The sequence below is a fragment of the Vibrio sp. Vb2960 genome (assembly GCF_033337665.1).
GTDB lineage: Bacteria > Pseudomonadota > Gammaproteobacteria > Enterobacterales > Vibrionaceae > Vibrio > Vibrio alginolyticus.
On the sequence record NZ_JAWORD010000033.1, the window covers coordinates 21,905 to 41,887 of the forward strand.

The following is a 19,983-nucleotide window of genomic DNA, read 5'->3' on the forward strand; positions in this document are numbered from 1 at the left end:
GTACTCTACCTTCCCGATTATTTCTTGATCGGCTTACGCGGACCCTTACGGGTGCGAGCGTTGGTTTTAGTACGCTGTCCACGTAGTGGTAGACTGCGACGATGACGAAGACCACGGTAACAGCCAAGGTCCATAAGACGCTTGATGTTCATAGATACTTCACGACGTAGATCACCTTCTACAGTGTACTTAGCTACACCATCACGCAGTTGATCGATCTGCTCTTCAGTTAGTTCACTGATCTTAACATTTTCAGCAATACCCACTTCAGCTAGGATAGCTTGAGAGCGAGTTTTACCGATGCCGTAGATCGCTGTTAGAGCGATTACTGCATGTTTCTGATCAGGAATGTTAATGCCTGCTATACGGGCCATTATTCACTCCTAAGTGTTTCTATAAAAGAATTAGCCGCAGCAAAGCCCGTTATGGATACGCTGCGGAATACTACTTCTTTTGCACGCAAAAGGTAGGCCGAGGAATATACTCGACCCAACCTTCATTTTCAAGTAAAAATTTCTGCTAATTAGCCTTGGCGCTGTTTGTGCTTTGGCTCACTGCAAATCACGCGAACGACACCGTTACGCTTGATTACTTTACAGTTACGGCAGATTTTTTTAACGGAAGCACGAACTTTCATTGCTAAACTCCGTAAATGAAACTGAGTCTACCGCCGGATTAACGGCCGTAGCCTTTCAGATTCGCTTTCTTCAACACAGAATCATACTGTTGAGACATCAGATGAGTCTGTACCTGTGCCATAAAGTCCATAATTACAACAACTACGATTAGTAGCGATGTACCGCCGAAGTAGAAACGTACGTTCCACGCGACCATCATGAACTCGGGAATCAGACAGATAAAGGTAATGTACAGTGCACCAGCAAGGGTTAAACGTGTCATTACTTTATCAATGTATTTCGCTGTCTGCTCACCTGGGCGGATACCGGGTACGAATGCACCAGACTTCTTCAAGTTATCTGCTGTTTCACGCGGGTTGAAAACCAACGCAGTGTAGAAGAAACAGAAGAAGATAATTGCTGCTGCATAAAGCATTACATACAACGGTTGACCAGGGCTAAGAGCCAAAGACACGTCAGTTAACCAACCGAACGCGCTGCTCTCACCGTTTTGACCAAACCACTGAGCCAATGTTCCTGGGAACAAGATAATACTTGATGCAAAAATCGCTGGAATTACACCTGCCATGTTAATTTTAAGAGGCAAGTGCGAGCTTTGCGCAGCAAACACTTTACGACCTTGTTGACGTTTCGCATAGTTAACGACGATTCGGCGTTGACCACGTTCCATGAAAACAACGAAGTAAATTACTGCAAAAGCTAATACCGCGATTAGCAACAGAAGAAGTACATGCAATTCACCTTGACGCGCTTGCTCGATTGTTTGACCGATTGCAGAAGGCAATCCAGCAACAATACCTGCAAAAATCAGTATCGAAATACCGTTACCAATTCCGCGCTCTGTAATTTGTTCACCTAACCACATCAAGAACATGGTACCGGTTACTAAACTTACGGTAGCAATTAGCGTAAACATGGTTTGGTTGATAACAACCAGATTGTCGACCATGTTTGGTAGGCCAGTTGCAATACCTATAGCTTGGAAGGTTGCAAGTACAAGCGTGCCGTAGCGTGTGTATTGGCTTATCTTACGACGGCCTGCTTCACCCTCTTTTTTGAGTTCAGCTAACGCTGGATGAACTACAGTTAGCAATTGGACAACAATAGATGCCGAAATATACGGCATGATGCCCAATGCTAATATAGATGCACGCTCAAGAGCACCACCGGAGAACATGTTAAACATTTCAACGATGGTACCTTTTTGCTGTTCGAACAAATCGGCAAGTACAGCAGCGTCAATACCAGGAATCGGCACAAAAGAGCCGGCTCGGAATACTAAAAGTGCACCAATTACGAATAACAAGCGCGACTTTAGTTCACTTAAGCCGCTCTGAGCACTACGAAAATCTTGTCCTGGTTTCTTAGCCATCTGTACCTCGTTCCTCGAGATTATTCCTCGATTTTACCGCCTGCAGCTTCGATTGCAGCTTTAGCGCCTTTAGTCACACGTAGACCTTTAACAGTCACTGCTTTGTTGATTTCACCAGAAAGAACAACTTTTACAAATTCGATGTTCTTAGTGATGATGTTAGCAGCTTTAAGACTGTTTAGATCAACTACGTCACCAGAAACTTTCGCTAGCTCAGCTAGACGAACTTCAGCAGACACTAGGCTCTTACGAGAAGTGAAACCGAATTTTGGTAGACGTTGTTTCAGAGGCATCTGACCGCCTTCGAAACCTGGACGAACACTGCCGCCAGAACGTGATTTTTGACCTTTGTGACCACGGCCACCAGTTTTACCTAGGCCTGAACCGATACCACGACCTACTCGCTTCGCAGAAGTTTTCGCGCCAGCAGCCGGTGCTAGAGTATTCAAACGCATTCTGATTACTCCTCAACTTTAACCATGTAGTAAACCTTGTTGATCATACCGCGAATACACGGAGTATCTTCAAGTTCTACTGTGTGGTTGATTTTACGAAGACCTAGACCGCGCAAAGTAGCTTTGTGCTTTGGCAGACGACCAATTGAGCTTTTAGTTTGAGTTACTTTAATAGTTGCCATGGTGTTCTTACTCCGAAATAGATTCAACAGTTAGACCACGTTTAGCAGCAACCATTTCTGGTGACTTCATGCTACCTAGTGCATCGATCGTTGCACGAACGATGTTGATAGGGTTCGTAGAACCGTACGCTTTAGATAGTACGTTGTGTACACCAGCAACTTCTAGTACTGCACGCATCGCACCACCTGCGATAACACCAGTACCTTCTGCAGCAGGCTGCATGTAAACTTTAGAGCCCGAATGGCGACCTTTCACTGGGTGGTGAAGAGTGCCTTCGTTTAGAGCGATCGTAGTCATGTTACGACGCGCTTTTTCCATTGCTTTTTGAATCGCTGCAGGTACTTCACGAGCTTTGCCGTAACCGAAACCTACACGACCGTTACCGTCACCAACTACTGTTAGTGCAGTGAAGCTCATGATTCGACCACCTTTAACCGTTTTAGAAACACGGTTAACTGCGATTAGCTTTTCTTGCAAATCATTCGCTTGAACTTGTTGTTCTTTAGCCATCTTCCAACCCTACCTTAGAATTTCAGACCAGCTTCGCGAGCAGATTCTGCTAGCGCCGCTACTCGACCGTGGTATTGGAAACCAGAACGATCAAATGCAACTGCAGTTACGCCCTTCTCTAGAGCGCGCTCAGCAATAGCTTTACCCACTGCTTTAGCTGCATCAACGTTACCAGTGTATTTCACTTGCTCACGGATCGCTTTTTCTACAGTAGAAGCTGCTGCGATAACCTCAGAGCCGTTAGCCGCGATAACCTGTGCGTACACGTGACGAGGAGTACGGTGTACAACTAGGCGAGTCGCACCCAGTTCTGCAATCTTACGACGTGCACGTGTAGCACGACGGATGCGAGATGCTTTCTTATCCATAGTGTTACCTTACTTCTTCTTAGCTTCTTTAGTACGCACATTTTCATCTGCGTAACGAACACCTTTGCCTTTGTATGGCTCAGGCTCACGGTAAGAACGAATGTCAGCCGCAACTTGACCAACTAGTTGCTTGTCAGCACCAGTGATCACGATTTCAGTTTGGCTTGGACATTCAGCTTTAATACCCGCTGGCAACTCGTGCTCAACTGGGTGTGAGAAGCCTAGTGTTAGACCTACAGCGTTGCCTTTGATAGCAGCACGGTAACCTACACCTTTAAGAGTTAGCTTCTTAGTAAAGCCTTCAGTAACACCAACAACCATGTTGTTAACTAGAGCGCGAGCAGTACCTGCTTGAGCCCATGCGTTAGCAACACCTTCTTTAGGACCGAAAGTCAGGTTATTTTCTTCCTGAGCGATTACAACTGCGTTGTTAAGAACGCGAGTTAGTTCGCCTTTCGCACCTTTTACAGTGATTTCTTGGCCGTTTAGTTTCACCTCTACGCCAGCTGGAATAGCGACAGGTGCTTTTGCAACACGAGACATAGTCTACTCCTTATTAAGCTACGTAAGCGATGATTTCACCACCAAGACCTGCTTTACGTGCAGCGCGGTCTGACATAAGACCCTTGGAAGTAGAAACGATAGCAATACCAAGACCACCCATTACAGAAGGAAGTTCATCTTTCTTCTTGTAAACACGTAGACCTGGACGAGAAACACGTTTAAGTTGCTCGATTACTGGTTTAGCTTGGAAGTACTTAAGTGTAACTTCTAGCTCAGGTTTTGCTTCGCCTTCAACAGCGAAGTCAACGATGTAACCTTCAGCTTTTAGTAGTGCAGCAATTGCAACTTTAAGCTTTGAAGAAGGCATTTTTACAGCAACTTTGTTTGCTGCCTGACCGTTACGAACGCGGGTCAGCATATCCGAAATCGGATCTTGCATGCTCATATGATTTACTCCAAATGATTAAGTGGCAATTACCAGCTAGCCTTACGAAGACCCGGAATCTCGCCTTTCATGCAAGCTTCACGAACCTTAATACGGCTTAGACCGAACTTACGTAGGTAACCGTGTGGACGACCAGTTTGGTTGCAACGGTTGCGCTGACGTGATGCACTTGAATCACGTGGAAGAGATTGCAGTGTAAGAACCGCGTTCCAACGATCTTCTTCAGATGCGTTTACATCGCTGATGATAGCTTTTAGCGCTGCACGCTTTTCAGCGAACTTAGCTACTAGCTTCGCACGTTTTGCTTCACGTGCTTTCATTGAATTTTTAGCCATAACAGTAACCCTTCACCTTACTTACGGAATGGGAAGTTAAAGGCAGCCAGCAGAGCACGGCCTTCCTCATCAGTACCAGCAGACGTCGTAATAGTGATGTCTAGACCGCGTACTCGATCAACTTTATCAAAGTCGATTTCCGGGAAGATGATTTGCTCGCGAACGCCCATGCTGTAGTTACCGCGACCGTCAAAAGACTTAGCGCTAACACCACGGAAGTCACGTACACGTGGAAGAGCGATGTTAATTAAACGCTCAAGAAAATCCCACATACGTTCGCCACGCAAGGTTACTTTACAACCGATAGGGTAGCCTTCACGGATTTTGAAACCTGCAACAGATTTGCGCGCTTTTGTGATAAGTGGCTTTTGACCAGAGATCGTTGCCATATCAGACGCTGCATTTTCTAGCAGTTTCTTATCGTTGATTGCTTCACCAACACCCATGTTTAGGGTGATTTTCTCGATTCTAGGGACTTGCATGACGCTTGTGTAACCGAACTGTTTGGTCAGTTCAGCGACTACAGACGACTTGTAGTAATCATGCAGTTTCGCCATAGTAGAACTCCAAATTACTTCTATTAGTTAGAAACGGTTTCGCCGTTAGACTTGAAGAAACGAACTTTTTTGCCGTCTTCAAAACGGAAACCGATACGGTCAGCTTTACCAGTAGCTGCGTTAAAGATAGCCACGTTAGAAACGTCGATAGCTGCTTCTTGCTCTACGATACCGCCTTGGATACCCATAGCTGGAACAGGTTTCTGATGTTTCTTAACTAGGTTGATACCTTCAACGATAACTTTACCAGTTGCTAGAACCTTAGTTACTTTACCTTTCTTGCCTTTGTCTTTACCAGCAAGAACGATTACTTCGTCATTACGACGGATTTTAGCTGCCATTTCTACGTGCTCCTTACAGAACTTCTGGAGCCAGTGAAACGATCTTCATGAACTTATCGCCACGAAGTTCGCGTGTCACAGGACCAAAGATACGTGTACCGATTGGTTGCTCAGTATTGTCGTTTAGCAATACGCAAGCATTTCGGTCGAAGCGAATGACAGAACCGTCAGGACGACGTACGCCTTTACGGGTGCGCACTACCACCGCCTTCAGAACATCACCTTTTTTAACTTTACCGCGAGGGATTGCTTCCTTCACAGTAACTTTGATGACGTCACCGATATGTGCATAACGGCGGTGAGAGCCACCCAGAACCTTAATACACATTACGCTGCGTGCGCCTGAGTTATCAGCTGCGTCCAGCATACTTTGCATTTGGATCATGTTAGTGCTCCGCTAAATATTAATAACTAGACCCATCACGGGTCGGGCTGCCTCTTTAAAAGGGACGCGAATTGTACCACCCTTTTTTGTGATTGGGTAGTCAAAAAATAAACGGCTCCAAAAATATTTTGGAGCCGCTTTAGTTTCATAGAATTAACGAGATTAAATCTTCGCCTTTTCTAGAACTTTTACCAAAGTCCAAGACTTAGTCTTAGACAGTGGACGACACTCTGCGATTTCAACTGTGTCGCCTAGGCCACACTCGTTGTTCTCGTCATGTGCGTGTACTTTAGTCGTACGTTTTACGTATTTACCGTAGATTGGGTGTTTTACGAAACGTTCGATAGCAACAGTGATAGACTTGTCCATCTTGTCGCTAACAACACGACCTTGTTGAGTACGTTTTACTTCGCTCATTATGCGCCTGCCTTCTCAGTCAAAACAGTTTTCACACGTGCGATATCACGGCGTACAGCTTTCAGAGTATGAGTTTGCTGTAGTTGACCAGTCGCAGCTTGCATGCGCAAGTTGAACTGTTCGCGTAGCAAATTCATTAGCTCAGCGTTAAGCTCTTCAACGCTTTTCTCGCGTAGATCTTGTGCTTTCATCACATCACCTGCTTAGTTACAAATGTAGTTTTGAAAGGCAGTTTACGTGCCGCAAGACGGAACGCTTCACGTGCCAATTCTTCAGGTACACCACCCATTTCGTACATAACCTTACCAGGTTGGATTTGGGCTACCCAGTACTCAACGTTACCTTTACCCTTACCTTGACGAACTTCAAGTGGTTTTTCTGTGATTGGTTTGTCTGGGAACACACGGATCCAGATTTTACCTTGACGCTTAACGTGACGTGTCATTGCACGACGTGCCGCTTCGATTTGACGAGCAGTTAGACGACCACGGCCAACAGCTTTAAGACCGAATTCGCCGAAGCTTACATCAGTACCTTTAGCTAGACCACGGTTACGACCAGTCTGAACCTTACGGAACTTAGTACGTTTAGGTTGTAGCATCTGTCGACTCCTTACTTACGGCCTTTACGCTGCTTCTTAGGCTTGTCGCCTTTAGGCTCTACAGCGTTAGCTGCTGGCATACCACCTAGGATTTCACCTTTGAAGATCCAAGTTTTAATGCCGATCACACCGTATTGAGTGTGAGCCGAAGAAGTTGCGTAATCAATGTCAGCACGTAGAGTGTGTAGAGGCACACGGCCTTCACGGTACCACTCTGAACGTGCGATTTCAGCGCCGCCTAGACGACCGCTTACTTCCACTTTGATACCTTTAGCGCCTAGGCGCATTGCGTTTTGTACTGCGCGCTTCATAGCACGACGGAACATAACACGACGCTCTAGCTGAGACGCGATGCTATCACCAACAAGTTGCGCATCTAGTTCAGGCTTACGTACTTCAGCGATGTTAATTTGCGCTGGTACACCTGCAATTTTAGCTACAGCTGCGCGTAGCTTCTCAACGTCTTCACCTTTCTTACCGATAACAACGCCTGGACGAGCAGTGTGAATAGTCACACGGATGCTCTTAGCAGGACGCTCGATAACGATACGTGATAGAGACGCTTTTTTCAGTTCACTTGTAAGGAACTGACGTACCTTGAAGTCGCCGTCTAGGTTGTCAGCGAAATCTTTGGTGTTAGCAAACCATGTAGCATTCCAAGGCTTAACGATGCCTAGACGAATACCATTTGGATGTACTTTTTGACCCATTGCTTACTCTCCTAGTCTCTAGCGATCTGCTACAACAACAGTGATGTGGCTTGAACGCTTCAAGATACGATCCGCACGACCTTTAGCACGAGGCATAATACGCTTCATGGTTGGGCCTTCATCTACAAAGATTTTTGCGACATTCAGATCGTCAATATCTGCACCTTCGTTGTGCTCCGCGTTAGCGATAGCAGACTCTAGAACTTTCTTAACTAGTGCAGCAGCTTTTTTGTTGCTGAACGTTAGGATTTCTAGAGCTTGGTCAACAGATTTACCACGGATTAGATCCGCAACTAAGCGAGCTTTCTGAGGCGAAATGCGAGCAAAGTTATGTTTAGCAATTGCTTCCATTATCTACTCCTTAGCGCTTCTTAGCTTTCTTATCCGCAGCGTGACCGCGGTAAGTACGTGTTGGTGCGAATTCACCCAGTTTGTGACCGATCATTTCATCAGTTACAAATACTGGTACGTGCTGACGACCATTATGGACAGCGATGGTCAAACCGATCATCGTAGGGATGATCATTGAACGACGGGACCAAGTCTTAATAGGCTTTTTGTCTCCGCTTTCCACCGCTTTCTCTACCTTCTTCAGCAAGTGTAGGTCAATAAAAGGACCTTTCTTGAGAGAACGTGGCATGGCGATTCCTCTTTATATAGATTACTTGTTACGACGACGTACGATGTACTTGTCAGTGCGTTTGTTCTTACGAGTCTTGAAGCCTTTAGTAGGCATACCCCAAGGAGATACTGGGTGACGACCACCAGAAGTACGGCCTTCACCACCACCATGTGGGTGGTCAATCGGGTTCATTACAACACCACGAACCGTTGGACGGATACCGCGATGACGTGATGCACCTGCTTTACCAAGTTCACGTAGCATGTGCTCAGAGTTACCAACTTCACCGATTGTTGCACGGCCTTCAGAAAGAACTTTGCGCATCTCGCCAGAACGTAGACGGATAGTTACGTACGCACCGTCGCGAGCAACGATTTGAGCGTAAGCACCAGCCGAACGAGCTAGCTGACCACCTTTACCAGGCTTAAGTTCAACGTTATGTACTGTTGAACCTACTGGGATATTACGCATTGGTAGAGTGTTACCAGCTTTGATTGGTGCATCAACACCAGACTGAATAACATCACCAGCTACAACACCTTTAGGTGCTAGGATGTAGCGACGCTCACCGTCTTTGTAAAGAACTAGAGCAATGTTTGCGCTACGGTTTGGATCGTATTCAAGACGCTCAACTGTCGCTGGAATACCATCTTTAGTACGTTTGAAGTCAACTACACGGTAGTGATGCTTGTGACCACCGCCGATGTGACGTACTGTGATACGACCCTTGTTGTTACGACCACCGTTCTTAGAGTTTTTCTCTAGAAGAGGTGCGTATGGCTTGCCCTTGTGTAGGTCAGCGTTAACAACTTTAACAACGTGACGACGACCAGGGGAAGTCGGCTTACATTTAACAATAGCCATTTTTAACTACTCCTGTTATTCCGCGCCGCCAACGAAGTCAAGATCTTGACCTTCTTTCAAAGTAACGTACGCTTTCTTAACGTCGCTGCGGCGACCTTGGCGTAGACCTTGACGTTTGGTCTTACCCTTAGTGATAAGAGTATTTACAGACTTAACTTCAACTTCAAATAGCTTTTCTACAGCTGCTTTGATCTCTTTTTTAGTCGCATCTTTAGCTACTTTGAAAACGATAGTGTTCGCTTTCTCAGCTGCCATAGTTGCTTTTTCAGAGATGTGCGGTGCACGTAGAACTTTTAGGATACGCTCTTCAGTGATCATGCTAGCATTTCCTCTACTTGCTTAACTGCTTCTGCAGTCATTACAACTTTGTCAAACGCGATTAGAGATACTGGATCGATACCAGCAACATCACGTGCGTCAACTTTGTATAGGTTACGAGCAGCTAGGAATAGATTCTCATCTACTTCGCTAGTCACGATTAGAGCGTCAGTTAGCTCAAGCTCTTTAAGCTTAGCAACTAGCTCTTTAGTCTTTGGTGCTTCAACTGAGAAGTTATCAACAACGATTAGACGCTCTTGACGAACAAGCTCAGAAAGAATGCTCTTCATAGCACCACGGTACATTTTTTTGTTTACTTTTTGGCTGTGATCTTGTGGTTTCGCAGCAAAAGTAACACCACCTGTACGCCAGATTGGGCTACGGATTGTACCAGCACGCGCACGGCCAGTACCTTTTTGACGCCATGGCTTAGCGCCACCGCCAGAAACTTCTGAACGTGTTTTTTGAGCACGAGTACCTTGACGAGCACCTGCTGCGTACGCAACAACTACTTGGTGTACAAGAGCTTCGTTAAACTCACGTCCGAAAGTAGTTTCGGAAACAGTTAGTGCATCGGCACCTTTAACCATTAGTTCCATTACTTACTCCTGAGACGTTATGCTTTAACAGCTGGTTTAACGATCACGTTGCCGCCAGTTGCGCCTGGGACTGCACCTTTAATAAGAAGCAGGTTGCGCTCAGCGTCAACACGTACGATCTCTAGGTTTTGAGTCGTTACACGCTCAGCACCCATGTGACCTGCCATTTTCTTGCCTTTAAATACGCGACCTGGAGTCTGACATTGACCGATAGAACCAGGAGCACGGTGAGACAATGAGTTACCGTGAGTCATATCTTGAGTACGGAAGTTCCAACGCTTAACAGCGCCTTGGAAACCTTTACCCTTAGATGTACCAGTAACGTCTACTTTCTTAGTTTCGTTGAATAGTTCAACAGTTAGTTCTGAACCAACTTCGAACTCTTCGCCGTTTTCTAAACGGAATTCCCAAAGACCGCGACCAGCTTCAACGCCAGCTTTAGCAAAGTGACCTGCTTCAGCTTTGTTTACACGGTTAGCTTTCTTAGAACCAGCTGTAACCTGGATTGCTGCGTAGCCGTCAGTTTCAAGAGTTTTCACTTGAGAAACACGGTTAGCTTCAACCTCAACAACTGTTACTGGGATAGAAACGCCTTCTTCAGTAAATACGCGGGTCATGCCCACTTTACGACCGATTAGACCAATCATACTTCTAATCTCCCTTAACCTAGGCTAATTTGAACGTCAACGCCCGCAGCAAGGTCTAGACGCATTAGAGCATCAACAGTCTTGTCTGTTGGCTCAACGATGTCGATTAGACGCTTGTGAGTACGGATTTCGTACTGGTCACGTGCTTTCTTGTTAACGTGTGGAGAGATAAGAACTGTGAAACGCTCTTTACGAGTTGGCAGTGGGATTGGACCACGAACCTGTGCGCCAGTGCGCTTAGCTGTTTCAACGATTTCCGCTGTAGAAGCATCGATTAGTTTGTAATCGAAAGCTTTTAGGCGGATACGGATACGTTGGTTCTGCATGAGACAGAGCTCCAAATTTAATAAATTACACAAACAATATCGCCACTCAAACTCGTCAAGACGAGAGAATGCCGATTGATTTATGTGAAACCGTAGCATCCAAGATTAGGACGCATTGTCAGTTAATTTTCGATTAACTATCCCTATATGCCAAAGTCACCTTTGAGGATAGTTTTTCCGAAGAAAAGATAGCTAATTGTATTAACCGCGAACATAAGCTGAGTATACATTACCTCACAAATCCTTAGATTTGCTCGCTCCTCACTGCTCATTGGTTCACAACTGGCTTAACCAGTGCGCTGCATTATACAGATCACACTTTAGGTTGCAAGCGCTGAGTGAAAAATAATCGGGAATATTCCAAATCCCATACATTCCTCTTCGCTTGGTAGCCATTAAAACAAAAAGGACGCCGAAGCGTCCTTTTCTAAACTGTAATCGTAATAGCGGCTGCTATTATTTCTTACCGCTTGATAGTGCACCGAAACGCTTGTTGAAGCGATCAACACGGCCGCCTGTATCAACGATACGTTGCTTACCAGTGTAGAATGGGTGACACTTGTCACATACGTCTAGGTGGATAGACTCTTTACCTAGAGTAGAGTTGAACTCAAAAGAGTTGCCGCAAGAACAAGTCGCTTTTACTGCTTTGTATTCTGGGTGGATACCAGCTTTCATGGGATAACCTCAATAGTAGGCCGTGTCGCTATACGAATCTAAGCCGCACACCACACGCAATTAATAATAAAATGGGATACCGCATCAACTAATTGCCGAAGCCATATCTCAAGGCGCGATATAGTAAAGAATCACATTGCTCGGATCAACACATTTGGCAACTTTTTCGCCACTTTTTTAGCCAGACTAATCATAGAGGCACGATTCACGCTGAATCGCATTGCTTTACTCGAATTTCCATACCGATTTTAATAGACTCTCATTTCCTTTCCCTCTTTTTTAATAGCTAAGAATTTATGCGTCCAACCATTGCTAGAGTGGCATTACCCGTTCCGCTCGACAAACAATTTGATTACGCCATTCCGGGGCACCTGTTTCCGATCATTGGTGGACGCGTTTCCGTACCTTTTGGACGCCAAACGTTAGTTGGCATCGTCACCGCGATGGTTAATCAATCGGACTTTCCCAAAGATCAACTCAAGCCAATCAAAGCAGTTCTTGATTCTCAGCCGATATGGTCTGAAAAGCTTTATTCGTTGCTGACTTGGTGCAGCCAGTTCTACCAATACCCACTTGGAGATACGCTACACAATGCGATGCCAGCAGCTCTACGTAAAGGAAAGCCTGCAGATTTTGCGACGCTACAAGAGTGGCAAATTACCGAATCCGGTAAAGACAAGCTGATGCAAGGGCTTGATCGTCGAGCGGTCAAACAACAGAAGGTCTTGCAAATGTTGGTTAACGGCGCTTTGCCTCACCAGGAATTTGTCGACCAAGAGATAGCCTCAACAGTACTAAAGTCTTTAGAAGAGAAAGGCTGGATTGAACGTATCGAGAAGAAGCCTGTAATCACCCAGTGGGGACAGCACGTTGAATGCGACGTCGAAAAGCCAAAGCTCAACCACGAACAAGCGCTGGCTATTGCGAGTGTAAATAGCCAAACAGGCTTTGCTTGCTATTTATTAGAGGGAGTAACTGGCTCTGGTAAAACCGAAGTTTACTTAAACCTTATCAAGCCAGTTTTAGAGCAAGGGAAACAAGCCTTGGTTTTAGTACCAGAGATTGGCTTAACGCCCCAAACCATCAACCGCTTTAAACACCGTTTTAATGTGCCAGTTGACGTCATCCACTCCGGGTTAAACGAGACGGAGCGTCTGAATGCGTGGCTTTCTGCACGCGACAAAGCGGCCGGAATCATTATCGGCACACGCTCTGCCCTACTCGCGCCTTTTGCTGATCTCGGGATTATCATTGTGGACGAGGAGCATGACACCTCTTACAAACAACAAGATAGCTTGCGTTATCATGCACGCGATGTTGCTGTAATGCGCGCCCATAAAGAGCAAGTACCGATTGTCCTCGGCTCAGCGACGCCAGCATTAGAAACTTTGCATAATGCGCTGTCTGGTAAATATCACCATTTAACACTAACCCAACGAGCTGGCTCTGCCGTACCAACCACCAATAAAGTGTTAGATGTAAAAGGTCAGTATTTAGAAAGTGGCTTATCTGCCCAACTGATTGCCGAAATGCGCAAGCATTTAAAAGCGGGCAATCAAGTAATGTTGTTTCTTAACCGTCGAGGCTTTTCGCCCGCTTTGATGTGCCATGAATGCGGTTGGATTGCAGAATGTAAACGCTGTGATGCGTACTATACGTTCCACCATTACAGCAACGAAATACGCTGCCATCACTGCGGCTCACAACAACCGGTGATTCATCAATGTCAGGGGTGTGGTTCAACCCAATTGGTTACCGTCGGCGTAGGAACGGAACAACTCGAACAACAATTGGCTCAGTTATTTCCAGAATACAACGCCATTCGCATCGACAGAGACAGCACACGTCGCAAAGGTAGTTTGGAAGATGCCCTTGAATCGATTCGTAAAGGTGAACATCAAATTCTGATTGGCACCCAAATGCTGGCTAAGGGGCACCATTTTCCAAATGTAACGCTCGTTGCTCTTTTGGATGTTGATGGCTCTCTTTATAGTAGTGACTTCCGCGCTTCCGAGCGACTAGCGCAGTTGTTTATTCAGGTCGCAGGTCGTGCCGGCCGCGCAAGTAAACCTGGCGAGGTTATCCTACAAACCCACCATCCTGAGCACAGCTTGCTGCAGGCCCTGCTTCAAAAAGACTATCGCCACTTTGCTATGACTGCTCTGGAAGAACGCAAACTGGCTCAGCTTCCGCCTTATAGTTTCTTGACTCTGTTTAAAGCAGAGGCGAACCAAAGTGAGGTAGTTGAAGACTTCCTGCGTCAGGTTCGCTTTACGTTAGAGTCACACCCTCTGTTCGATGATTCCTGCATGGTGTTAGGCCCTACTCCTTCACCTTTGGCCAAGCGGGCTGGTAAATACCGTTGGCAACTATTACTGCAAACTCAGCATCGTTCATTGATGCAAAAGTTATTAACCAGTGCCAAACCTGCTATTGAGTTGTTGCCAAATGCTAAGAAAGTACGCTGGAATTTAGACATAGAACCACAAGATCTCAGCTAGCAAACGTTTAACTATGTAATGAATTACCATTTAATGTGACCAGAATCACACCAAGATTACAATTTTTGTTAAACAGACCGTAACTTTCACTTTAGAAATGAATAGACTATCCAAATTAGAAAAGTCTAAAGTGACTTGTTTGCACAGGCTTAGATTAAAACAATGACTATTCCCACAAATTGATATCGCGGTGAAGAATCCATTTTCCCACTCGTTAACACGAACTGAGCGAAGAGCAAACACAGCTCTAACTCGGTTTGATTACTCTGATTTCAAACCGGAATAACGTCATCTTGGCAAAAAATAAATGAGAGGTTAAAAACTATGGCGACAATGAAGGATGTTGCCCAGCTTGCGGGAGTGTCTACGGCTACGGTATCTCGAGCCTTAATGAATCCAGAGAAAGTCTCTTCTTCTACAAGAAAGAGAGTAGAAGATGCCGTACTTGAAGCGGGTTATTCTCCAAACTCATTAGCGCGTAACTTACGTAGAAACGAATCAAAAACCATTGTTACTATCGTTCCCGACATCTGTGATCCTTATTTTTCTGAAATTATTCGCGGTATTGAAGATGCAGCCATGGAACATGGCTATCTAGTCCTGCTGGGCGATAGCGGACAACAGAAGAAACGCGAAAGCTCTTTCGTTAACCTCGTATTTACTAAGCAGGCAGATGGAATGCTACTGCTTGGTACAGATCTACCATTCGATGTCAGTAAGCCAGAGCAAAAGAACTTACCTCCGATGGTAATGGCGTGTGAATTTGCGCCAGAGCTCGAGCTTCCGACAGTACATATTGATAACCTGACCTCAGCATTTGAAGCGGTGAATTACCTGACTCAATTAGGTCATAAACGCATTGCTCAAATCTCTGGACCAGATACAGCAATATTGTGTCAGTTCCGCCAGCAAGGCTACCAACAAGCCCTGCGCCGTGCCGGCATCAATAAAGATCCACAATATAGTGTCATTACTGAGTTCTCTTTTGATGGCGGAGCAAAAGCCGTTCGTAAACTGCTCGAATTGCCAGAACCACCAACGGCTATTTTCTGTCACTGTGACACAATGGCCATCGGCGCAATTCAAGAAGCGAAAAAGCTTGGCTTACGAGTACCGCAAGATCTCTCTGTTGTGGGCTTTGATGACATTAACTTCGCTCAGTACTGCGATCCACCGTTGACCACCATCTCTCAACCTCGCTATGAGATTGGTCGACAAGCGATGCTAATGATGCTCGAGATGTTAAAAGGCCACGACGTGCATTCAGGCTCGCGTCTGCTTGAAACTAATCTCGTCATTCGTGGAAGTGCAGCGCCACCACAGCGCCCTTAACCTAAAGATTAGGTATTCATCCCCAAAGCGGTGCCAAGGCGCCGCTTTTTATTTACCCCTCCTGCTTTTTGTATATCCCCGAATAAACATAAGCGAGAACAGAAACACACTCCTACACTCGGACGTTGTCGCGCTTTAGCTATCAAGATTCTATCAATAGGGTGTTTTCTCAACTCGTTCTGGATTAACATATTTGCAAGAATCCTTGATGACCAGAAATAACCGTGGCAAATAGAGATTATGTAAGACGGGGGCGAGGCGCCCCAAAAAAGTCGACAAAAAAACAGCCGCCGAGAAGAAAAAAACCTTGGCGCAGTGGCCTGCTCGCTATCTTGCTCGTGGGCGGTTTTGGCTATGGTCTTTACCTTTTGAGTAGCGACCCAGAACCTAAACAACCAGTCGTGAAGCAGCCAACAACCACTGTCAGCAAACCAAAGCCGAAAAAAGACTTGCCGCCACCACCAGAAGAAAAATGGGAATATGTTGAGTCACTACCGAAACGTGAAGTTGAAGTTGTGGCTAAAGAAATTGAAGTTTCTAAAATTCCTTACATCATGCAGTGTGGCGCGTACAAAACTCAGGCACAAGCGGAAGAGCGCAAGCTTGCAATCGCGTTCCAAGGGATGTCGAGCAAGATTCGTAAGAAAGAAGGCAGTTCATGGTATCGCGTGGTGCTAGGTCCGTATAAGTTCAAACGTGATGCAGAACGTGACCGCCATAAACTGCAACGCGCGAAAATCGAGCCGTGCGCGATTTGGAAAGAAAATCTTTAAACTCAGGCCCTAGGAGCTAAGATCCTAGGGCCTTTCTTTTTGCCCCCTTGAATCCCCATTTCTCCTCCCCCATATACTGAATTAAATCCAAAGAGAAATAATCAAGAGGTCGACTGTGACTACCATTGTATCTGTACGTCGAAATAATAAAGTCGTCATCGCGGGTGATGGCCAAGTATCTCTAGGCAATACCGTAATGAAAGGTAATGCGCGCAAAGTTCGCCGCCTATACAACAACCAAGTACTAGCGGGCTTTGCCGGCGGTACTGCGGATGCCTTCACCCTTTTTGAGCGCTTCGAAAGCAAACTGCAAATGCACCAAGGTCACCTAACCAAAGCGGCAGTTGAGCTAGCCAAAGACTGGCGTAGCGATCGTGCTTTGCGCAAGCTCGAAGCCTTACTTGCCGTTGCCGACGAAACCGCATCGTTAATCATTACCGGTAATGGTGATGTCGTACAGCCAGAACATGACCTGATTGCGATTGGCTCTGGTGGTGCTTACGCACAAGCTGCCGCAACCGCCCTACTAGAAAACACAGATCTAGATGCTCGTGAGATCGCGGAAAAAGCTCTCAATATCGCGGGTGATATTTGTGTCTTCACTAACCATCACCACACGGTAGAAGAGCTAGACTCAACAGTAGAGCCTGAAAAACCAACCGCGTAATCGTAACGAAGTAAGGAAAGAATATGTCTGAAATGACGCCTCGCGAAATCGTTCATGAATTGAACCGCCACATTATCGGTCAAGAAAAAGCCAAGCGTTCGGTTGCGATTGCACTTCGTAACCGCTGGCGCCGCATGCAGCTTGAAGAAAGCTTGCGTGCCGAAGTGACGCCAAAAAACATCTTGATGATTGGTCCTACTGGTGTTGGTAAGACTGAAATCGCACGACGCCTCGCAAAACTGGCAAATGCCCCTTTCATCAAAGTTGAAGCGACAAAATTCACCGAAGTGGGTTACGTTGGTAAAGAAGTTGAAACCATCATCCGTGACCTAACCGATGTCGCTGTGAAAATGACGCATCAACAAGCAATGGAGAAAGTGAAATTCCGCGCAGAAGAGCAAGCGGAAGAACGCATTCTTGATGCGCTACTGCCACCAGCACGTGATAGTTGGGGTCAAGCAGAGCAAACGGAAGAGTCTTCTCACACTCGCCAGATCTTCCGTAAGAAACTGCGTGAAGGCCAACTAGACGATAAAGAAATTGAAATCGACGTAGCCGCACCGCAGATGGGCGTAGAGATCATGGCGCCTCCTGGTATGGAAGAGATGACTAACCAGCTGCAAGGCATGTTCCAAAACCTGGCAGGCGACACTAAGAAAAAACGTAAGCTGAAAATCAAAGACGCAATGAAAGCGTTAGCGGAAGAAGAAGCGGCGAAACTGGTAAACCAAGAAGAGCTAAAAGAAGCAGCGATTTTCAACGTTGAAAACAACGGCATCGTATTTATCGATGAGATCGACAAGATCTGTAAACGCGGCGAGAGCTCAGGCCCAGACGTTTCACGCGAAGGTGTTCAGCGCGACCTACTTCCATTGATTGAAGGCAGCACGGTATCAACCAAGCACGGCATGGTAAAAACAGACCACATTCTGTTTGTTGCATCTGGTGCATTCCAAGTGGCAAAACCATCTGACTTGATCCCAGAATTGCAAGGCCGTCTACCAATTCGTGTTGAGCTAGAAGCACTAAGCAGCAACGACTTCAAACGCATTCTGACAGAACCAAAAGCCTCTCTAACAGAGCAGTACGTTGCGTTGATGAAAACGGAAGATGTGGACATCGAATTCACAGAAGACGGCATCACGCAAATCGCGGAAGCGGCATGGACGGTCAACGAAAGCACAGAAAACATCGGTGCTCGTCGCTTACACACCGTAATGGAACGCTTGATGGATGAAATCTCTTACGACGCAGCGGAGCAATCTGGCGCTAAATTCGTTATTAATTCCGCTTATGTGAAAGAGCGCCTAGGCGACACGATTGAAGATGAAGATCTAAGCCGCTTTATTCTTTAACCGCAATCTATCCCACCAAAGCCCAGAACCTTGTTTCTGGGCTTTTTGTTTAGAATGGCGGTGACTTTGACAACATCTAAATCAAAAGCTCTCGTCATTCTAGCGAGCTCAAGCGAGACTAAGAATCTGCTAACAACAGACGCCTACTCTTCCTCGCTCACCTTAATCATCGCACAATCGGACGATAGATTCTGAATCACACTCGTTCCTCGCTGTTCAGAATGACGGTTACTGTGACAACACCTAAATCAAAAAGATCTCGTCATTCTAGCGAGCTTAAGCGAGACTAAGAATCTGCTAACAGCAAACGCCTATTCTTTCTCTCTCACCGTAACACTTCACAATCGGATGATAGATTCTGAATCACACTCGTTCCTCGCTGTTCAGAATGACGGTGACTTAGACAACATCTAAATCAAAAAGATCTCGTCATTCTAGCGAGCTTAAGCGAGACTAAGAATCTGCTAACAGCAAACGCCTTTCTTTCCAACTCACCTTCACCACTTCACAATCGGATGATAGATTCTGAATCACACTCGTTCCTCGTTGTTCAGAATGACGGTGACTTTGACAACATCTAGACCAAAAGCTCTCGTCATTCTAGCGAGATCCAGCGAGACTAAGAATCTGCTAACAGCAGACGCCTATTCTTTCCCACTCACCTTCACCACCGCACAATCGGATGATCGATTTTGAATCACACTCGTTGTTAAGAATGACGGTGACTGTGACAACACCTAAATCAAAAGACCTGGTCATTCTAGCGAGCTCAAGCGAGACTAAGGATCTGCTAACAGCAGACGCCTATTCTTTCCCACTCACCTTCACCACTGCACAACCGGACGATAGATTCTGAATCACACTCGTTCCTCGTTGTTCAGAATGACGGTGACTTTGACAACATCTAAATCAAAAGACCTGGTCATTCTAGCGAGCTCAAGCGAGACTAAGGATCTGGTAACAGCAGACGCCTATTCTTTCCCACTCACCTTCACCACTGCACAACCGGACGATAGATTCTGAATCACACTCGTTGTTCAGAATGACGGTGACTTTGACAACATCTAAATCAAAAAGATCTCGTCATTCTAGCGAGCTCAAGCGAGACTAAGAATCTGGTAACAGCAGACGCCTATTCTTTCCCACTCACCTTAACCACGGCACTATTGGGACGATAGATTCTGAATCACACTCGCTGCTCGCTGTTCAGAATGACGGTGACTTTGACAACATCTAAATCCAAAAGATCTCGTCATTCTAGCGAGCTCAAGCGAGACTAAGAATCTGGCAACAGCAGACGCCTATTCTTCCCCACTCACCTTAACCACCGCACAATCGGATGATCGATTCTGAATCACACTCGTTGTTCAGAATGACGGTGACTTTGACAATACCTAAATCAAAAAAGATCTCGTCATTCTAGCGAGCTCAAGCGAGACTAAGAATCTGGCAACAGCAGACGCCTATTCTTCCCCACTCA

Annotated in this window: 30 protein-coding genes; 5 read left to right on the plus strand and 25 right to left on the minus strand. The window is 45.9% G+C overall.

Annotated features, from left to right (window positions below; genetic code table 11):
* Positions 1-17: 17 nt before the first annotated feature.
* The 25 genes from rpsM to rpmE form a co-directional block, all read right to left on the minus strand.
* Positions 18-374, minus strand: coding sequence for a 30S ribosomal protein S13 (rpsM, locus tag R7O03_RS21245; RefSeq protein WP_005383154.1), 357 nt, complete (start codon positions 372-374; stop codon positions 18-20).
* 149 nt (positions 375-523) lie between these two features.
* A complete protein-coding gene (gene rpmJ / locus R7O03_RS21250; RefSeq protein ID WP_000868186.1) occupies positions 524-637 on the minus strand; it encodes a 50S ribosomal protein L36 in 114 nt (37 codons plus the stop codon).
* A 38-nt stretch (positions 638-675) separates the two neighbouring features.
* The gene (gene secY / locus R7O03_RS21255; protein ID WP_005379562.1) at positions 676-2,010 is read right to left on the minus strand and encodes a preprotein translocase subunit SecY; all 1,335 of its coding nucleotides are present in this window, start codon (positions 2,008-2,010) and stop codon (positions 676-678) included.
* A gap of 20 nt (positions 2,011-2,030) precedes the next feature.
* Positions 2,031-2,465: a 50S ribosomal protein L15 gene (gene rplO / locus R7O03_RS21260; RefSeq protein WP_005383155.1), complete on the minus strand. Its 435-nt coding sequence runs from the start codon at positions 2,463-2,465 to the stop codon at positions 2,031-2,033.
* Between the two features lie 5 nt (positions 2,466-2,470).
* Complete coding sequence (gene rpmD, locus R7O03_RS21265; protein WP_005379565.1) at positions 2,471-2,647, minus strand: 50S ribosomal protein L30; 177 nt, start codon at positions 2,645-2,647, stop codon at positions 2,471-2,473.
* Positions 2,648-2,654: 7 nt separating this feature from the next.
* A complete protein-coding gene (rpsE, locus tag R7O03_RS21270) occupies positions 2,655-3,158 on the minus strand; it encodes a 30S ribosomal protein S5 (protein ID WP_004745894.1) in 504 nt (167 codons plus the stop codon).
* A 14-nt stretch (positions 3,159-3,172) separates the two neighbouring features.
* On the minus strand, positions 3,173-3,526 hold the full coding sequence (gene rplR, locus R7O03_RS21275; protein ID WP_005379568.1) for a 50S ribosomal protein L18: 354 nt from the start codon (positions 3,524-3,526) through the stop codon (positions 3,173-3,175).
* Between the two features lie 9 nt (positions 3,527-3,535).
* The gene (rplF, locus tag R7O03_RS21280) at positions 3,536-4,069 is read right to left on the minus strand and encodes a 50S ribosomal protein L6 (protein WP_005379570.1); all 534 of its coding nucleotides are present in this window, start codon (positions 4,067-4,069) and stop codon (positions 3,536-3,538) included.
* A gap of 13 nt (positions 4,070-4,082) precedes the next feature.
* Entirely contained in the window at positions 4,083-4,475 is a 393-nt protein-coding gene (gene rpsH, locus R7O03_RS21285) for a 30S ribosomal protein S8 (protein ID WP_005379572.1), read from the minus strand.
* Positions 4,476-4,504: 29 nt separating this feature from the next.
* Positions 4,505-4,810 (minus strand): 30S ribosomal protein S14, encoded by a 306-nt coding sequence (rpsN, locus tag R7O03_RS21290; protein WP_004410442.1) that lies wholly within the window; start codon positions 4,808-4,810, stop codon positions 4,505-4,507.
* A gap of 17 nt (positions 4,811-4,827) precedes the next feature.
* Entirely contained in the window at positions 4,828-5,367 is a 540-nt protein-coding gene (gene rplE, locus R7O03_RS21295; protein ID WP_005379573.1) for a 50S ribosomal protein L5, read from the minus strand.
* A gap of 23 nt (positions 5,368-5,390) precedes the next feature.
* Positions 5,391-5,708 (minus strand): 50S ribosomal protein L24, encoded by a 318-nt coding sequence (rplX, locus tag R7O03_RS21300; RefSeq protein ID WP_005379574.1) that lies wholly within the window; start codon positions 5,706-5,708, stop codon positions 5,391-5,393.
* Positions 5,709-5,721: 13 nt separating this feature from the next.
* Positions 5,722-6,093, minus strand: a complete 372-nt coding sequence (rplN, locus tag R7O03_RS21305) for a 50S ribosomal protein L14 (RefSeq protein ID WP_004410450.1) — start codon at positions 6,091-6,093, stop codon at positions 5,722-5,724.
* A 162-nt stretch (positions 6,094-6,255) separates the two neighbouring features.
* A complete protein-coding gene (rpsQ, locus tag R7O03_RS21310) occupies positions 6,256-6,510 on the minus strand; it encodes a 30S ribosomal protein S17 (RefSeq protein ID WP_005379575.1) in 255 nt (84 codons plus the stop codon).
* Entirely contained in the window at positions 6,510-6,701 is a 192-nt protein-coding gene (rpmC, locus tag R7O03_RS21315) for a 50S ribosomal protein L29 (RefSeq protein ID WP_005379576.1), read from the minus strand. The genes rpsQ and rpmC overlap by 1 nt, the downstream gene beginning before the upstream one ends.
* Positions 6,701-7,111, minus strand: a complete 411-nt coding sequence (rplP, locus tag R7O03_RS21320; protein ID WP_005379577.1) for a 50S ribosomal protein L16 — start codon at positions 7,109-7,111, stop codon at positions 6,701-6,703. The genes rpmC and rplP overlap by 1 nt, the downstream gene beginning before the upstream one ends.
* A gap of 11 nt (positions 7,112-7,122) precedes the next feature.
* Positions 7,123-7,821, minus strand: a complete 699-nt coding sequence (gene rpsC / locus R7O03_RS21325; RefSeq protein ID WP_005383161.1) for a 30S ribosomal protein S3 — start codon at positions 7,819-7,821, stop codon at positions 7,123-7,125.
* A gap of 18 nt (positions 7,822-7,839) precedes the next feature.
* Entirely contained in the window at positions 7,840-8,172 is a 333-nt protein-coding gene (gene rplV / locus R7O03_RS21330; protein ID WP_005383164.1) for a 50S ribosomal protein L22, read from the minus strand.
* 10 nt (positions 8,173-8,182) lie between these two features.
* Positions 8,183-8,461 (minus strand): 30S ribosomal protein S19, encoded by a 279-nt coding sequence (rpsS, locus tag R7O03_RS21335; RefSeq protein ID WP_004394525.1) that lies wholly within the window; start codon positions 8,459-8,461, stop codon positions 8,183-8,185.
* Between the two features lie 21 nt (positions 8,462-8,482).
* A complete protein-coding gene (gene rplB / locus R7O03_RS21340; protein ID WP_005383168.1) occupies positions 8,483-9,307 on the minus strand; it encodes a 50S ribosomal protein L2 in 825 nt (274 codons plus the stop codon).
* A gap of 15 nt (positions 9,308-9,322) precedes the next feature.
* Positions 9,323-9,625: a 50S ribosomal protein L23 gene (gene rplW / locus R7O03_RS21345; RefSeq protein WP_004398471.1), complete on the minus strand. Its 303-nt coding sequence runs from the start codon at positions 9,623-9,625 to the stop codon at positions 9,323-9,325.
* Positions 9,622-10,224: a 50S ribosomal protein L4 gene (gene rplD, locus R7O03_RS21350; protein WP_005379556.1), complete on the minus strand. Its 603-nt coding sequence runs from the start codon at positions 10,222-10,224 to the stop codon at positions 9,622-9,624. The genes rplW and rplD overlap by 4 nt, the downstream gene beginning before the upstream one ends.
* A 17-nt stretch (positions 10,225-10,241) precedes the next feature.
* The gene (rplC, locus tag R7O03_RS21355) at positions 10,242-10,871 is read right to left on the minus strand and encodes a 50S ribosomal protein L3 (protein WP_005379555.1); all 630 of its coding nucleotides are present in this window, start codon (positions 10,869-10,871) and stop codon (positions 10,242-10,244) included.
* A 14-nt stretch (positions 10,872-10,885) separates the two neighbouring features.
* A complete protein-coding gene (gene rpsJ / locus R7O03_RS21360) occupies positions 10,886-11,197 on the minus strand; it encodes a 30S ribosomal protein S10 (protein ID WP_004410492.1) in 312 nt (103 codons plus the stop codon).
* Positions 11,198-11,653: 456 nt separating this feature from the next.
* The gene (gene rpmE, locus R7O03_RS21365) at positions 11,654-11,875 is read right to left on the minus strand and encodes a 50S ribosomal protein L31 (protein WP_005379546.1); all 222 of its coding nucleotides are present in this window, start codon (positions 11,873-11,875) and stop codon (positions 11,654-11,656) included.
* A gap of 296 nt (positions 11,876-12,171) precedes the next feature.
* Between rpmE and priA the strand changes: the two genes are divergently transcribed.
* The 5 genes from priA (at position 12,172) to hslU (ending at position 18,503) form a co-directional block, all read left to right on the plus strand.
* A complete protein-coding gene (gene priA, locus R7O03_RS21370) occupies positions 12,172-14,376 on the plus strand; it encodes a primosomal protein N' (protein ID WP_151514468.1) in 2,205 nt (734 codons plus the stop codon).
* A gap of 303 nt (positions 14,377-14,679) precedes the next feature.
* Complete coding sequence (cytR, locus tag R7O03_RS21375) at positions 14,680-15,708, plus strand: DNA-binding transcriptional regulator CytR (protein ID WP_254901949.1); 1,029 nt, start codon at positions 14,680-14,682, stop codon at positions 15,706-15,708.
* 224 nt (positions 15,709-15,932) lie between these two features.
* Positions 15,933-16,481: a cell division protein FtsN gene (ftsN, locus tag R7O03_RS21380; RefSeq protein ID WP_017820300.1), complete on the plus strand. Its 549-nt coding sequence runs from the start codon at positions 15,933-15,935 to the stop codon at positions 16,479-16,481.
* A 115-nt stretch (positions 16,482-16,596) separates the two neighbouring features.
* Complete coding sequence (gene hslV, locus R7O03_RS21385) at positions 16,597-17,148, plus strand: ATP-dependent protease subunit HslV (RefSeq protein ID WP_005383176.1); 552 nt, start codon at positions 16,597-16,599, stop codon at positions 17,146-17,148.
* 23 nt (positions 17,149-17,171) lie between these two features.
* Positions 17,172-18,503 (plus strand): HslU--HslV peptidase ATPase subunit, encoded by a 1,332-nt coding sequence (gene hslU, locus R7O03_RS21390; RefSeq protein WP_047101881.1) that lies wholly within the window; start codon positions 17,172-17,174, stop codon positions 18,501-18,503.
* Positions 18,504-19,983 lie beyond the last annotated feature (1,480 nt).